Raw genomic sequence first — 15,559 nt, forward strand, 5'->3', positions numbered from 1 at the left:
GCCGACCCGCCCGCCCGCGCCGCCGCCACCGCCGAACTCGCCCGGGGGTGGCGCGACCTCGGCGACCACGTCGGCGTCGACCTGTCCGGCATCGCGCCGGTGCTGGAGGACGTCGTCCTGCCGCACCCGGTGCGGGTGCCCGCCACGGGCACCGACACCCTCACCCGCCTCACCCCGCTGCTCGTCCTGTTCGACCAGCACGTGCTGTTGCGCCGACTGGTGCGCAACCGGTTCGTCAAGGCGGTCGGCGTCGGCGGCACGGCGTCGTTGGCGGAGTGCGCGGCGTTCCTGTCCGGCGTCTCGCACGACGCCGAGAACGACGCGGAGTCGATGCGCGACCCTGCGGTCGTCGCGGTGGTGGAGTCCCGCGCGAAGATCGCGGCGGCGGTGGCCGCGGACGGCGTGCTGTCCGACGACCTCGTGCGGGAGGCCGCCCGGCACGTGCCGGAGTGGTTGCGCCGTCCCGGATCCTACGCGTTCTTCGCGCAGCCCACGCGGGACGGGCGGCTCGTGGTCAACCACGTCTACCCCGGCTTCGGCCGCTTCACCAGCCGGTTCCTGCGCCGGTTCCCCGGCGCGGCGGACGCGGTGGCCGCCCGGCTGCGCCGCTCGCTCGGCGACCGGTTCGCGCAATTCCGGCCGCTGCGCGGGTTCAACGCCAACCTGCACCCGCTCCTGGCCCCACGCGAGATCGGCGACGACCCCCGCTGGGCCGACCTGCCCGTGGACGAACTCCGGGTCCGGCACGACCCGCGCACCGACGAGGTCAGGGTGCTGCACGGCGACGAGCCGCTGGACGTGGTCTACCTCGGGTTGCTGTTGCCGCTGATGCTGCCGGACCGGTACATCCCGCTGCACACCGACCTCGCGTGCGGCTGGGTCGGTCTGGAGGCGCTGCGGTCGAGCGAGACCGACGGCGGGGTGGTGCGGCGCGGGGGGCTGCGCTACCGCGACGTGGTGCTGGCGCGGCGCTCGTGGGACTTCCCGGCGGCCCCGGAGCTGGGCGCGGAGGAGGCGGTCGCGCCCGCGGTGGCCCGGTTGCGCGCCCGGCACGGGCTGCCGGAGCACGTGTTCGTGGACGCCGGCGCCGCGTCCCTGCCCGCCGACTTCCTCGAACGCCGGCTGATCCCGGCCAAGCCGCAGTACGTCGACCTCGGCAACGCCCTGCACCTGCGCACCCTGCCCCGGCTGCTGTCCCGGTTCCCCGGCGGTGTCGAGCTGACCGAGGCGTTGCCCGTGCCGGGGGCGCAGTCCCCCGGCGGCCGGGTGCTCGAAGTGGTCGCGGAAACGTACTGGCGGGTCCCGTGAGGCGGTCGCGGGTCAGCGCTCGGGCGCGAGGCTGAAGAACCGCCGCTGCCACAGGGACAGGACCTCGGCGCGGGCCTCGTCGGTCAGCTCGCCGGCCAGCGAGGCGATCGTGGACTTGCCGTCCACGGCGGCCAGCAGCTCGAACACCTCCGGCGAGACGGTGGTGGACGGGCCGAACGAGAAGTCCAGGTAGATCTCGCCGCTCACCTCGTCGCCGGGTCGCCAGTCCTTCCGCAGCCGGGTGTCCGGCCGGAACGCCGGCACCAGGTCGTCCAGTGCCCCGAGCACCGGTTCCCGCCGCCGGACCAGGAAGTCCTCGACCACCAGCACGTCGATCTCGGTGGTCAGGAAGCAGGTCACCGCGTCGTGCACGGTCTGCACGATCGGCTCGGCGTTGTTGTTGAACGACGTGTTGAGCAGCACCGGCGTGCCCGTGAGTTCGCCGAACCGGGTGATCAGCCGGTGGAACCTCGGGTTGGCGTCGGGCGAGACGACCTGGACCCGCGCGGTGCCGTCCACGTGCGTCACCGCGCCCAGCTCGGCCCGCCGGTCCTCGTGCACGTGCACCACGAACGACATGAACCCGTGTTCGGCGGCGGTCCCGGTGAGGTCGAAGTACGTCGCCGCGTCGGCCGGCGTGACGGCGGGCGCGAACGGTCGGAAGCCCTCCCGCTTCTTCACCATGGCGTTGATCCGGTCCCGGTTCTCCACCGGGCGGGCGTCGGCCAGGATGCTGCGGTTGCCCAGCGCGCGCGGCCCGAACTCGGACCGGCCGTGCGCCCAGCCGACGACCGCGCCGTCCGCGAGGAGCCGCGCGGTCGCGTCGACGATGTCGGCGGGCCGCTCGACGTCCACGATCCCGCTCCACGCCGTCAACTGCCGTTCGACCTCCTCGGGCGTGCCGAGGTCCGGGCCCAGGCTCGCGCTGCGCAGCCGCTCGACCCGGGTGTGCGGCGTGCCGAGGCGTTGCGCGGCGACGATGGCCGCGCCCTCCGCCGAGCCCGCGTCGTTGGCCGACGGGTGCACGAAGACCTCTTCGAACAGGCCGGAACGGAGGATCAGCCCGTTGAGGCTGCTGTTGTGCGCGACGCCGCCGGTGAAGCACAGCCTGGTCGCGCCGGTCCGGCGGGCCCAGTGCGTGATCACGTGCATGGCGATCGTCTCCAGCATCTCCTGGAGGCCGGCGGCGAAGTCCTTGTGCTCCTGGGTCACCGGTTCGCCGGCGATCCGGGTCGGGAACCCGATCTCGTAGAACGGGCCCACGGTCGGGTTGATGTCCGGCATGCCGGGGATCAGCTCGTAGTCGCCGTCGGGCAGCAGCGCGTACAAACTGCGGAACTGCTCGCGGTAGGTCGCCGGGTCGCCGTAGGGCGCCAGTCCCATGACCTTGTACTCGTCGCCGAAGCCGTAGCCGACGTGGCCGATCGCGTCCTGGTAGAGCAGGCCGAGCGAGTGCGGCACCGGGTAGGACCGCAGCTCGCGCATCTCGCCGCCGCCGGCCGCGAAGATCGTGGTGGAGACGTCCTCGCCGCGGCCGTCCATGACGACGACCAGGGCGTCCGCCATGCCCGAGCGGGCGAACGACGACCACGCGTGCGCGAGGTGGTGCGGCATGAACACCACCCGGTCCGCGGGCAGGTCCCAGTCGAACCGGGTGCGCAGCCGGTCCAGGAGGAGGTCGCGGCCGGAGCCGACCGGGTACGTCGGCGACGAGACCTGGAAGTTCCGCAGGCCGAGGTCGAGCAGGTCCTGGTTGAAGTAGTAGCCGACGGCGTCCACGTCCTGCGGTCGCACGCCGGCCAGGTCCAGGCAGGCCCGCACGGCGTCGGTCGGGAACCGGTTGGTCTTCTTGATCCGGTTGAACCGCTCCTCCTCGACCGCGGCGACGAGTTCGCCGTCGGCCACCAGGCAGGCGGCGGCGTCGTGCATGTAGCTCCGGTACAACGTCGGTAACAGGTCGAAGTGTCCGCTGATGCCCAACGTCAGCATGCGCTATTCCACTCCACTCGTGGGTGTCGGTGCCACTCGGTCGTGAGGTCCGGGGCCACTTCACTCTCGCCCGCTGGTGAAGACCGGTTTCCACGCTCCCAGCTCCGCCGCCGGCACGGCCAGCCGAAGGTTCGGGAACCGGGACGGCCGGGGCAGCGCCCGGTGACTTCGTGCGAGGCCGGCTGCGCGCTGTGCCGCGCCGTCTCGGGGTTTGGCCGTCGCCCAGGGGGTCAGCCGGCGGAGGCGGGGGTGGCCACGGCGACCCGGATCCCGGGCGTCGCGTTGCGGACGCGCCCGGGGTCGACCCAGGACCGGCGTGCGCCGAGGTCGGCGCCGACGCCCTTGGCGCGGACCTCGTCCAGCAGGATGCCCGACCCCTCGGCGTACCCGTCCTCGTCCAGGGCCACGACGAGGGCGTTGCGCACGGCCTCGGCGCGTTGCCGGGACGTGTCGGCGGGTTCGCCGTCGGTGTGCAGGGCGGTGACCCGTGCCGTCGCCGCGGGGTTCTCGCGGAGCAGCTCGGCGGCGTCCCGGACGACGTCCTGCCCGACCCGCCGACCGACCGGGAACGCGCCGTCGATGTCGACCGTGCCGCACGGGACGCGGTCGCGCACCGAGGCGCGGAACAGGCCGTGCGCGGCGACTTCGACGTCCGGGCGGGCGTCGAGCACGACGAACCGGTCCTGCAGGTCCAGCACGTAGGCGGGGGCGCGCCAGGTGCCCGTGCTCGCCGCGGCGACCCGGCCACCGGCCCCGCCGATCAGCTCGTGGGCCACCAGGGCCTCCAGCTCCAGCGCGGCGGCGTGCGCGGGCCCGTACTCGCCGAGCCGCCCGTCGGACCGCCAGGCCCGGTAGTTCTCCCACACCTCGTGGATCGCGATCACGACGCCCAGCCCCGGCACGTCCTCCTCCACACCCAGGAGGTTGACCACGTTGAGCCGCTGGCTCGACCCGAAGATCCCGAAGTGGACGTTGCGCTGCCCGCTCACCGCGACCCGCGCCGTGCGCCGCGACTCGGCGGCCATCTCCTCCAGCGCGGCACGCAGCCTCGGCGACCTCGGCTCGCCGTCCGCGCGGGTCGCCGTGACCGGGTCGCCGCCGTCGAGCGCCAACCCCGCCGCGTCGCCGAGCAGCGCGAGCAGGGACGCGACGGCGCGTTCTTCCCCGTTGACGACGATCATGACGCCCCCGATCCCCGCGACCGCGGACGCCGCCGGGCGCCCACTCCCTCCATCGCCTTCCGTGACGGCCCCGTTACCCTGCCGTCGGGTGGTTGGAGTCGGCCGGGTGTGCGTCTCGAGCGATCACGCCGACTTCAGCGGCACCGTGCTGTACGCGGGCCGTTGCGACCACCCCGACCACGGCCGCATCGAGGTGCCGGGGTACCAGAACACGGCGGTGAACCTCGAGCCCGGCCCGAACTCGATGGTGCTGCACCGGCCGGCGACCGGGCTGACCGCCGGGCACTTCATCCCGGTGGGGCGCGACGGGTGCTGCTTCGACAACGCGGAGGCGCTGCGCGCGAAACCGCTGTTGCTGTGGTACCGGCCGACCGACCCGGACGTGCTGGTCCTGCCCGCGCTCGACAGCCACACCGGTGACGCGCCCAGGGCGGACGACTGGGTCCACCCGAACCACTGGCTGCTGTTCGGCAGCGACCAGGGCTCACCGGTCGACTACTCCCCCACCACGCGGCACAAGCTGCGCGCGTTCCTGCCCGACGCGGTGCTGGGCGTGCGGTACGACTACGGCCGCATCCCCAACGGCGACTTCGCCCTGTCCCACGACGACCTGCTGTCCGCCAACCTGGACCGCGTGCTCCGCGTGGGCCCGGGCGCGACCGGCGGCGTCCCGATGACCGACTTCACGCGGGTCGGGTAGTCGTTCGGGCCGCAACCGCGTCGCGCTCGCCAGCGATAATCAACGCGTGCAGGCGACAGATGACACGGGTGAGGCACTCGACGCGGACTTCGAGATCGAGGCCGACGGTGATGGACTCGCGTTGATCATGAAGAGCGCGAGTGGCAGGTCCGCCGGAAGGCCGAACGGCCGCAACCCCCAGTACAACCGGACGCTTGAACTGCTGCTCAGCAGACTTCGCGACCACGACGCGGTACTGGTCGGCGGGATCGTCGATTCCAGCAGCGTTCAGGACCTGCCCGAAGCCGAGCGAACGATCCTGGATGCACCTGTCGCACTGGCGGACCTGGCAGACATCGAAGAGTTCCGAAGGAAGTTGAGCAGCGCACAGGGCAAGATCAGCAACTCGACCGGTCGGAACTCCACCAAGCAGATCCGTCTCCGGCTACGGGTTCCCGGGTACAGTGCGCGCGACGCGACGAGGCTGGCTGCGGATCTGTCACAGCCCTCCGCGCAGCCCGCCGGCGGGGTGGAGTTGCCTGTGGTGACCCGCGCACTCGCCGATCGACTGCACTTCGACCAGACCTGGCTGCAGAAGGTCGTCACCCTGTTGCAACACCGCAAGCAGATCGTCCTCTACGGGCCACCCGGCACCGGAAAGACCCACGTGGCACGTGAGCTGGCGCGACATGTGACCGACCCCGATGCGATCCGTCTGGTTCAGTTCCACCCGTCGTACACCTACGAGGACTTCTTCGAGGGGTTCCGGCCACGTCTTGAGGCAGGGGTCGCCGCGTTCGACCTGGTGCACGGTCCGCTGCGTCGGCTGGCCTCCGATGCGGAGGCCGACAAGGGTCGCCCGTACGTGCTGATCATCGACGAGATCAACCGGGCGAACCTGCCGAAGGTCTTCGGCGAACTGTACTTCCTGTTGGAGTACCGTGAGGAGGCGATCGACCTCCAGTACTCCCCCGGCGCCCGGTTCAAGATGCCCGCGAACGTCTTCATCATCGGAACGATGAATACCGCCGACCGCTCGATCGCCCTCGTGGACGCCGCCATGCGGCGCCGATTCGCCTTCTTCGAGCTCCACCCTGACCACCCACCGGTCAATGCTGTCCTGTCGCGCTGGGCCGAGGCGAACGGCAAGAACGACGGGCGGGCCTCACTGCTCGACAAGCTCAACCAGGCGATCGGCGACGACCACGAGTTCAAGATCGGCCCGGCCTACCTGATGAAACCGGACGCGGACCACGGACTGGACCTCGTCTGGGAGCACTCCATCCTGCCACTGCTCGAAGAGCACTTCTACGAAAGCAAGTCACGTCGACAGGTGCATGAGACCTTCGGTCTCGACGCCATCCGGAACCGCCCGTGATCATCCTCAGGGAGAACGACCACACCGGCACGACGGCTTCGCTCACTCCCGCACAGGTCACTTGTCTGCGGGACAGCAACCTGGTCGAGGTTCGGCCGGACGGTACCGCCCACCGGCTCGTGCCCAAGACCAAGCGAGTCGGTGCTGTGCACGCGCACGGGCTCGATGTCGTCGTGACGCCGAAGGTCAGCATCCCTCGCCTGCTTTTCATGCTGGGGTATGCCTTGCACCCCGGTTTCCGACCCGAGAACGTGGAAGGCATTGAGGCCGACGGGCTGTGGGCGATCGTCGCGGAAACCCTGTGCCGCAACGTCGAACGAGCCCTGGCCCGCGGTGTGCTGCTCGGCTATACCACCGAGAACTCCACCAGCACCGTCGTCCGCGGGCGAATCCGAGTCGGCGACCAGATCACCAGGCGACCCGGCCGCCTGATTCCGGTGGAGATCACCCACGATGAGTTCACCGTCGACATTCCCGAGAACCGCCTACTGAGGGCTGCGATCGGCCGCATGCTCTCGCTACCCCAAGTCGATCCGAAGATCCGGACCCGGCTGCGCCACCTGTTCAACCGTCTCACGGGCGTCTCTCTGTCGGCACACGGAGCACCACGACCGCAGTGGCGAGCGCACCGCCTCAATGCCCGCTACCACGCCGCGCTGCGGATCGCCCAGCTCGTGCTGGACACACTCTCGTTCGAGGTGGGCCGGGACGGTCTGTCCATCGCCTCGTTCGTCGTCAACATGGAGAAGGTCTTCGAGGACTTCGTGACCACCGCGCTGACCGAGGCGTGGAGCCGCGGTCCAGGCCGGACCGAACGTCAGTACCCGGCCAAGCTCGACGCTGCGGGCGCGATCTCCATGAACGTCGATGTCGTGCACCTGGTGAACGGAACCCCGAGAGTCATCGTCGACGCGAAGTACAAGCTGGAAAGCACCTCCAGGCGATACCCGAACACCGATCTCTACCAGGTGCTGGCCTACTGCACCGCGCTACGCGTCAACCGCGCCTGGCTCATATACGCAGGTGACTCCGCCAACGCAACACCTCACCGCGTCCTCAACTCGCCCGTCACGATCACCACCTACGCCCTTGACCTCGGAGTTCCACCGCAGGAGTTGATCGCTCAGATCGAACGACTGGCCCAGGACGCTAGTTCTTGATTCAACCTGTCGAGAATACCGGTAGCTGTCACCGCATAGGAACGTGTGACGGCTTTACCCAGAGACAGGGTCGAGGCGTGGCCCGCGAATCCCCACGAGAGGTTGCAGAGCGTTCTCACGCTAGAATGATATAGTCATCACTGAAGTTATTATGGTTGCGAACCATGGCATGGCGCAGGCGTCAAGAGGACCTGGGCGGGCGGTGGGCGCGGACGGCCCGATGGCCGAACGCCTGGTGTCAATCAGATGCACCGACGCCAGCGCCGCCAGCGGACTGGTGAAGAACACCGCGACGGACGCGGCGTGCGACCTGGCGGACACCACACGCACGGTGGAGTCGAATGGCGGGATGTGGGCGGCGCCGACAACGTCGGCGCCGGACGGCCTGACCTCGGCCCGTCTGGTCGCGGCACTGCGTTTGACGCCGTCCGAGGAACGTGGCGACGTGGACCCGCAGGTACTTCGACGCCGGGCCGAAGAGCTCCCAGGACCGGGTGGCATCGCGGACGATCACGCGCTGACCGGACGCCGAGCCGTGAACGGGTGGTGATCGCGGGTGCGGTGGGGGGGCGGTGTGGACGAGAATCGGACCTCGCGAGGTGGTCCGGTCGACGGAAGGGTGCGCGCGGTGCTCGAGACGCTGCGCCGGATCGGCGAGCAGGCCGGCGCCTGGTTCTACCTCGTCGCGGGCGGGCTCGCGTTTGCCGAGGCGGCGATCATGGTCGGGTTGGTGCTGCCCGGCGAGGCGGCGTTGCTGGTGGCCGGGTTCGCGGCGCACCAGGGCTGGATCGAGCTGTGGGTGATGGTGGTCGTGGCGGTCGGGGCGGCGGCACTCGGCGACAGCGTCGGGTACGATGTGGGTCGCCGGTTCGGCCCCGGGCTGCGCGCGTCCGGGCCCGGCCGCCGGGTCGGCGAGCACCGCTGGCGGCGGGCCGACGAGTTCCTGCGCCGGCAGGGCGGCAGGGCGGTGCTGCTCGGCCGGTTCACCGCCGTCCTGCGGGCGCTCACCCCGACCATGGCGGGCATGGCCCGCATGCCGTACCTGCGCACCTTCCTGCCGTGGAACCTCACCGGCGCGGTGGTCTGGGGCGCGGGCTGCGTGCTGCTCGGCTACGGGTTCTCCGCCTCGCTCACCGCGGTGGGCCGCTACCTCGCGTACGGGCCGCTCGTCCTGATCGCGGTCGTCCTCGTGGGCTATCTCCTGCTCCGCCGCCGGCGTGCCCGGCGGTCCTCCGCGTGACGCGGTCGCGCTGCGCCCGGCCGGGTCCGGTGGGAGCCTGGCCCTGGTTCGCCCGAACGCGGATGGGAGCTGGCGATGGTGGCCCCGACCCTGGCCCGGCAGTTGATCGACGTCCTCCGGCAGGCCGGGGTCGAACACGTGTACGGGGTGGTCGGCGACAGCCTCAACCCGGTGGTGGACGCGATCCGGCGCACCGACGGCATCGAGTGGGTGCACGTGCGCAACGAGGAGGCGGGCGCGTTCGCGGCCGCCGCCGAGGCGCAGGTGACGGGCCGGCTCGCGGTGTGCGCGGGCAGCTGCGGCCCCGGCAACACGCACCTGCTCCAGGGCCTGTACGACGCCCACCGCAGCGGCGCGCCGGTGCTCGCCATCGCCTCGCACATCGACTCCGGGCAGATCGGCACCGGCTTCTTCCAGGAGACGCACCCCGAACGGCTGTTCGTCGACTGCAGCCACTTCTGCGAGATGGTCACCCAGCCCGCGCAGATGCCCAGGCTGGTGCGCGTCGCGATGCGCCACGCGCTCGGCCGGGGCGGGGTCGCGGTGCTCGTGGCGCCGGGTGACGTCCTGCGCGAGCGGGCCGTCCACCCGACCGGGGACGGCGCCCCCGCGGTGACCGCCGGGGCCGTCGTGCCGCCCGACGACCAGGTCCGCGCACTCGCCGAACGGCTCGACGCGGCCCGGACCGTGACGTTGTTCTGCGGGGCCGGGACGCGGGGCGCGCACGCCGAGGTGATGCGGCTCGCCGACCGGCTCAAGAGCCCGATCGGCCACTCGCTGCGCGGCAAGGAGTGGATCCAGTACGACAACCCGTACGACGTGGGCATGAGCGGCCTGCTCGGGTACGGCGCGTGCTACCAGGCCACGCACGAGGCCGACCTGCTGCTCCTGCTGGGCACCGACTTCCCGTACGACGGCTTCCTGCCGGGCTCCCGCACCGTCCAGGTGGACCACGACGCCTCGCGGTTGGGCAGGCGCACGCCGCTGGAGCTGGGCGTCCACGGCGACGTCGCCGCGACGCTGCGGGCGGTGCTGCCGCTGGTGGCGGAGAAGACCAACCGGTCGTTCCTCGACCGCATGCTCCAGCGCCACGCCCAGTCGCTCGAACAGGTCGTGGACGCCTACACCCACGACATCGAGCACCACCTGCCGATCCACCCCGAGTACGCCGCACGCGTGCTGGACGAGGTCGCCGACGACGACGCCGTGTTCACCGTGGACACCGGGATGTGCAACGTCTGGGCCGCCCGGTACGTCATGCCCAACGGCCGCCGGCGCGTGATCGGCTCGTTCGTCCACGGCAGCATGGCCAACGCCCTGCCGCACGCCATCGGCGCGCAGCTCGCCCACCCCGGCCGGCAGGTGATCGCGATGTCCGGCGACGGCGGCCTCGGCATGCTGATGGGCGAGCTGTTGACGGTCGCGCTGCACCGGCTGCCCGTGAAGATCATCACCTTCAACAACTCCTCGCTCGGCATGGTGAAGCTGGAGATGCTGGTCGACGGGCTGCCGGACTACGGCACCGACCACGCGCCCGTCGACTACGCCGCGATCGCCCAGGCCGCGGGCATCTACGCGCTGCGGGTGGAGCAGCCGAACGACGTCCGCGCGGGGCTCCAGGACGTGCTCGCCCACCCCGGTCCCGCGCTGCTCGACCTCGTGACCGACCCGAACGCGCTGTCGATGCCCCCGCGCGTCACCGGCGAGCAGGTGAAGGGGTTCGCGCTCGCCACGACCCGGATCGTCCTCGACGGCGGGGTCGGCCGCATGCTCCAGCTCGCGCGGACCAACCTGCGCAACATCCCGCGCCCGGCGGGCGCGTCCCGACCACGCGGATGACGGACCCGGCGCGGTCGCCGGGCCGGCGGAGGGGTCACGAGCGGGTGATCATCCTGGTGGCGAGGCGGACGCCCTGCCGGACGTTGAGGTGGGGCAGGTAGGCGCGGCTGACCGCGTTCGCGATGCGCGGCAGCGCCGCCGAGTCGGGGTAGGCCATGAACATCGGCCGGTAGGTCGGCTGGAACTTCGCCTTGAACGCGAACAGCGAGCGGAACCCGTAGACCGGCTCCAGGACCTGCCCGGTGAGGTCGAGCACCCGTTGCAGCGCGCGCGGGCGTTCGCCGCGGTCCAGGCGGGCGAGCGGCGCGCCGGAGAGGCTGAGGAACCGCACGCCCTCGGCCTTGAGCGCCAGGGCCGCCGAGGCGATCAGGAACTCCATGGAACCGCGGAAGCCGTTGGCGCGGCGACGCATGAAGTCGAGCGTGTAGCCGACGACCTCGCCGCCCGCGTACACCGGCAGCCAGCTGGTGATGCCGTGCACGGTGCGGTCGCGGTCGATCGCGAGCAGGCAGCGCACGCCGTCGCCGGTGAGCTGCTCGATGCCGCCGAGGGTGAAGCCCATCTCCGGCAGGCCCTTGTCGGCCACCCACTCCGCCGAGATGGAGCGGATCTGGTCGGTGATGGCGTACGGCGCGTCCGCGTAGGCGCACCACTCGGCGGTGATGCCGGCCTTGGCGGCCTTGTTCAGGGCGGTGCGCACGTCCTGCCACTTCTTGCCGGTGAAGGCGAGCGTGTCCAGCTCGATCACGGTGTCCTCGGCGACCTGCACCGCCGACCAGCCCAGGCTCTCCGCCATCGCCCTCGTGTCGGCGCCCACGCTGTACAGGCACGGCGTCCAGCCGTTCTCCTGGCAGAACTCGGCGAACCCGCGCACGGCCTCGATCCGCGCCGGCCCGATCGGGTCGCCGACGGTCAGCGCGATCGTCGCCACCACCCGGTAGGCGATCGCGGTCTCGCCGTCCGGGGTGAACCAGTACTGGTTGCCGGGCCACGTCGTCATGTACGACAGCGACGAACCGCCGTGCCGCCGCATCAGCTCCCGGGCGCGGGCCGCGCGCTCCTCCGACGACGACGGCCACGCCCGCCACGACGCCATCAGCAGGCCCACCAGCACGATCAGCCAGAACACGACGCCCGTGTACTCGAACAGCAGCGAGCCGGCGAACCCGTCCGCCTCGAACTCCAGCGGGACCAGCCCGAGCAGGTAGCCGGGCGGCAGGAAGCGCTTGGGCAGGTCCGCGAGGAGCTGCGCGAACCCCGGTTCGGGCACGAACTGGTCGCGCACCAGGTACCCGCCGAAGACGTACAGCGCCGACAGCGACCCGACGCAGCCGAGCGTGAACCGCCAGAACCTCCGGATCACGGCCCGGGGCAGCGTCACGGTGAACCGCTTCCGCGTCACCAGCAGCACGAGGGTGATGGCCAGCGGCCCCAGGATCGGGACGCCGTAGGAGAACACGACCTCCAACCCGCCGATGTCCGGGATCTGCGCGGCGCCCACGACGTACCAGCCGATGAACGCCGCGTGCCCCACGTTGCACACCAGCGCCGACCACCACGCGAACCTCCGCCCGCGCCGCAGCCCCTCCGCGAGCACGAGCAGCAGCATGGCCGGCAGCAGCGACATCACCAGTGCCGGGAGCCGCCCGTAGGACATCTGGATCACCATCGTCCGGCACAACTCGACCGCGCCCGAGCCGCACACCACGTCCACGTCCTCCTGCGCCGGCTGCGCGACGGCGACCACGTCGGAGTACCACGACAGCGGGCCGTTGGGGGACGGCGACATCAGCACCACGACCGGCCCGAGCGCCGACGCGGCGACCAGGAGCGCGACGAGGACTCGCGTCTCGGCCGTCGTCCGGGGCTCGCGGGCGGCGTCGCCGCGCAGGAACACCAGGCCGATGAGCAGCCCGATCACGCCGGCGGACAGCCGCAGCAGGTCCTCCAGCCACCCCGAGTACAGGGCGAGCACCAGCACCGACAGGCCGGTGATGAGCCGGACGCGACGACGCCACAGCACCGGCATCCGGAACGTCAGCGCCAGCGCGAGGCCGACCCCGCCGAACGACGGCCCGGCCGCGACCGACCCCACCAGCGAGTCGAGCCACGACCAGCCCATGTCGCTGCCCAGCAGCACCACCCCGGAGCCGAGGAACACGCCGACCAGGTGGGAGGCGAGGAAGATCAGCGCGGTGCGCGCGGCCCCGAGTTCGCGTTCGGCGAGCGTGCCGAAGACGAGCAGCAACGCGGTGGTCGCCAGGTAGCCCGTCAGGTCCATCGCCCACAGCGCCGAGGAGAACGCGGTCCACAGCGGGCTGTCCGTGCCGAAGCCGATGCGGGCGATCAGCTCGTCGTTCGGGTGGTCCGGCGCGCCGGTCGCCACGCCGACGGCCCAGAACGCGACGAGGGCGGCGCACGTCAGGGGCGCGGTCCGGACCAGGCGGCCGACCAGCCGGCCGGCCCGGCGCACGGCGCGGACGAGCGCGGTCGGCCCGCCGGGGACGGCCGTCGCGTGGTGCGGTCGCGCGGTCACCTGCTCAGCCCCGTCCGCTCGGCCAGCCACGGCAGGGAGTCGTAGAGGCCCGGTCGCCAGACGGTCCAGTCGTGCCCGCCCGGCAGCTCCCGCCACCGCACGTCCATGCCGGCCCGGCGGCACGCGTCGAACACCTCGGCGTCCCCCTGGCGGTAGGTCGCGTCGCCGGCGCCCGCGACGATCACGCCCGCGGTGCGCGGGAACCGCTCGCGGGCCAGGACGTCCATCGGGTTGACGCGGGTGAACGCCGCCTCGTCGCCGCCGAACGCGGCCTTGACCGTCTCCCCGCGCGTGCCCAGCGTGGGTTCGCGCTGGCCGGACAGGTCGATGAAGTTCCCGTACACGTCCGGCGCGCGCACGGCGAACTGCAGGGCGCACGTGCCGCCCTGGGACAGGCCCGCGACGGTCCAGGCGTCGCGGCGGTCGTCCACCGTCAGCCGCTGCCTGATCCACGCGGGCACCTCGCGGGTCAGGTAGGTCTCCACCCGCCCGAGGTCCGAGTCCAGGCACATCGGGTTCGCCGTCTCCGCGCCGAGCTGGTCGGGCACGACCACGATCGGCGCCAGCCCGTCGTGCCCGCGCGCGAACGCGTCCATGTTGTCCGCGAGCCGGCCCGCGTCGAACCAGTCGCGCGGCGACCCCGGCTGGCCGGCGAGCAGCACCACGACCGGCAGCCGGGGGCGGGGCGTCGCCGCGTACGCGGGCGGCAGGTAGATCCACGCCGGGCGCGCCCGGAACCCGCCGGGGATGGCGACCTCGGACACCGTGCCCTTGTCCGGCAGGTCGGCGGGCCTCGCCCAGACGTCGGCGAGCTTGCCGCCCTCGGGCACTTCCACCACGCTCGACGCCGGCGGCGCGGCCTCGTCCAGGTCCACCTGGCTGTCCGCCAGCACGTCGAGCACCGCCCGTGCCGTGGGGTAGAAGCCGAAGAACGCGTTCGCCGCCGTCACCGCGCCCGCCGCCACGACGACCACCAGCCCCACGCTCAGCACCCGCGAGGTCCAGCGCCCGGCACGCAGCCGCGCGGCCGCCAGGCACGCCGCCGCCAGCACCGCGCCCGCCCACGCCGTCAGCACCGGGGGCAGCGGCTCCGGCCACGGCTTCCACACGTGGTCGACGACGAACGCGAGCCCCGCCACGGACGCCGCGCACGCGAGCACCACGACCGGGACGACCCGCGTCCACCACGTCCGGTTCTTCCGGATGGTCAGCGACAGCAACGCGAGCACGCCGGCGGCGGTGGCCGCGACGGGGATCGGCCCTTTTATCAGGGACAGGTCCAGTGGGCTGGGCAATGTGGTCCGTTCATCAGGAAATCTTCAGGTTCACGCCGGATCGACGCCCTCCCTGGAGATTTACCCCCGGACCGGTGGTGCGTCAACCTGACGTGCCGACCTGCGGGAACACCGTATTTTCCGGCTCGACCACTCCCTTACCGGCGCTTGGGACCGATATTACGAATTCGCGTTCGCGGGGTGGAGGGAGTATCCGCGCGCGGTCCGGAACGCGCCGGCCGGACAACGGAACCACCGACGGCGACGACTTCCCACCACGGGCGCTTCACCGCCGCGTGCGGCACTGCGGGAATTCGCGCCGGGCCGGGCCAGCGCGGGTCAGGCCCGGTCCTTGCGGCGGCGGGGCGCCGCGGAGCGGGGCGGCGTCGAGCGCATGTGGTCGCGGACCGGCGCGAGCAGGCGGGCGAGGGTCGTGACGTCGTCGGCCGACAGCGGCTCGAAGAGCAGGCCCCGGACGACCTCGACGTGGCCGGGGAGCACCTGCGCGAGCCGCGCCCGTCCGGCGTCGGTGATGGTGACCGTGACGCCGCGCTCGTCGTCCGGGGAGAGGGCGCGCACGACCAGGCCCGCCTTCTCCAGCAGGCCCGCCTGGTAGGTCAGGCCGCTGCGGCTGTAGACGACGCCGTCGGCCAGGTCGGTCATGCGGTGGCTGCCCGTGGGCGAGTCGCCGAGCCGGGCCAGGAGTTGGAACTGCACGTAGCTGAGGTCGCCGGCCTCGCGCAACTGCTGCTCGACCGCGTGCCGGAGCAGGCTCGTCACCTCGATGAGGTCGAAGTAGGCGCCGAGCTGGACGGGGTCGAGGGACGGCGACGGGTCCGGCATGGCGGCAGTCTACTGCTTCGAATTCGAAGGAGCCTACACCTCCGCCAGGCCCTCGGGGCAGTGCCGCACGTCACTTGCTTCGAATTCGAAGCACATGTAGCGTCGTCGTCAGTGCTTCGAATTCGAAGCAAC

At 71.8% G+C, this 15,559-nt stretch carries 12 protein-coding genes; 7 read left to right on the plus strand and 5 right to left on the minus strand.

What is annotated here, in order from left to right; all coding sequences use genetic code 11:
- Positions 1-1,308, plus strand: a 1,308-nt coding sequence (locus ACWEFJ_RS34380; protein WP_449716304.1) for a hypothetical protein, incomplete at its 5' end; no start/stop codon positions are given.
- A gap of 12 nt (positions 1,309-1,320) precedes the next feature.
- Here the strand turns inward: ACWEFJ_RS34380 and ACWEFJ_RS34385 are convergent.
- Positions 1,321-3,297: a carbamoyltransferase family protein gene (locus ACWEFJ_RS34385; protein WP_449716305.1), complete on the minus strand. Its 1,977-nt coding sequence runs from the start codon at positions 3,295-3,297 to the stop codon at positions 1,321-1,323.
- A gap of 230 nt (positions 3,298-3,527) precedes the next feature.
- A complete protein-coding gene (locus tag ACWEFJ_RS34390) occupies positions 3,528-4,478 on the minus strand; it encodes a hypothetical protein (RefSeq protein ID WP_449716306.1) in 951 nt (316 codons plus the stop codon).
- Between the two features lie 88 nt (positions 4,479-4,566).
- On the opposite strand from ACWEFJ_RS34390, the gene ACWEFJ_RS34395 reads away from it, so the two are divergent.
- From ACWEFJ_RS34395 to ACWEFJ_RS34420, 6 genes are all read left to right on the plus strand, one after another.
- A complete protein-coding gene (locus tag ACWEFJ_RS34395; protein WP_449716307.1) occupies positions 4,567-5,178 on the plus strand; it encodes a hypothetical protein in 612 nt (203 codons plus the stop codon).
- 46 nt (positions 5,179-5,224) lie between these two features.
- A complete protein-coding gene (locus ACWEFJ_RS34400) occupies positions 5,225-6,535 on the plus strand; it encodes an McrB family protein (RefSeq protein ID WP_449716308.1) in 1,311 nt (436 codons plus the stop codon).
- Entirely contained in the window at positions 6,532-7,695 is a 1,164-nt protein-coding gene (locus tag ACWEFJ_RS34405; RefSeq protein WP_449716309.1) for an McrC family protein, read from the plus strand. Before ACWEFJ_RS34400 ends, ACWEFJ_RS34405 begins: the two co-directional genes overlap by 4 nt.
- Before the next feature lie 220 nt (positions 7,696-7,915).
- Positions 7,916-8,245, plus strand: a complete 330-nt coding sequence (locus tag ACWEFJ_RS34410) for a hypothetical protein (protein WP_449716310.1) — start codon at positions 7,916-7,918, stop codon at positions 8,243-8,245.
- A 78-nt stretch (positions 8,246-8,323) separates the two neighbouring features.
- Entirely contained in the window at positions 8,324-8,935 is a 612-nt protein-coding gene (locus ACWEFJ_RS34415) for a DedA family protein (protein ID WP_449716311.1), read from the plus strand.
- A 75-nt stretch (positions 8,936-9,010) separates the two neighbouring features.
- Entirely contained in the window at positions 9,011-10,774 is a 1,764-nt protein-coding gene (locus ACWEFJ_RS34420) for a pyruvate dehydrogenase (RefSeq protein WP_449716312.1), read from the plus strand.
- A 34-nt stretch (positions 10,775-10,808) separates the two neighbouring features.
- On the opposite strand, the gene ACWEFJ_RS34425 is transcribed toward ACWEFJ_RS34420, so the two are convergent.
- From ACWEFJ_RS34425 to ACWEFJ_RS34435, 3 genes are all read right to left on the minus strand, one after another.
- Positions 10,809-13,310, minus strand: a complete 2,502-nt coding sequence (locus ACWEFJ_RS34425; RefSeq protein ID WP_449716313.1) for a bifunctional lysylphosphatidylglycerol flippase/synthetase MprF — start codon at positions 13,308-13,310, stop codon at positions 10,809-10,811.
- Positions 13,307-14,605: an alpha/beta hydrolase gene (locus tag ACWEFJ_RS34430; protein WP_449716314.1), complete on the minus strand. Its 1,299-nt coding sequence runs from the start codon at positions 14,603-14,605 to the stop codon at positions 13,307-13,309. Before ACWEFJ_RS34430 ends, ACWEFJ_RS34425 begins: the two co-directional genes overlap by 4 nt.
- A 318-nt stretch (positions 14,606-14,923) precedes the next feature.
- Positions 14,924-15,427, minus strand: a complete 504-nt coding sequence (locus tag ACWEFJ_RS34435; protein WP_449716315.1) for a MarR family winged helix-turn-helix transcriptional regulator — start codon at positions 15,425-15,427, stop codon at positions 14,924-14,926.
- Positions 15,428-15,559 lie beyond the last annotated feature (132 nt).

The sequence above is a fragment of the Actinosynnema sp. NPDC004786 genome (genome assembly GCF_053601135.1).

Bases quoted from the DNA above. Each gene is read 5' to 3' on its own strand.
- ACWEFJ_RS34390 (WP_449716306.1), bottom strand. From the start codon at position 4,478: ATGATCGTCGTCAACGGGGAAGAACGCGCCGTCGCGTCCCTGCTCGCG.
- ACWEFJ_RS34410 (WP_449716310.1), top strand. From the start codon at position 7,916: ATGGCCGAACGCCTGGTGTCAATCAGATGCACCGACGCCAGCGCCGCC.
- ACWEFJ_RS34435 (WP_449716315.1), bottom strand. From the start codon at position 15,427: ATGCCGGACCCGTCGCCGTCCCTCGACCCCGTCCAGCTCGGCGCCTAC.
- ACWEFJ_RS34420 (WP_449716312.1), top strand. From the start codon at position 9,011: ATGGTGGCCCCGACCCTGGCCCGGCAGTTGATCGACGTCCTCCGGCAG.
- ACWEFJ_RS34385 (WP_449716305.1), bottom strand. From the start codon at position 3,297: ATGCTGACGTTGGGCATCAGCGGACACTTCGACCTGTTACCGACGTTG.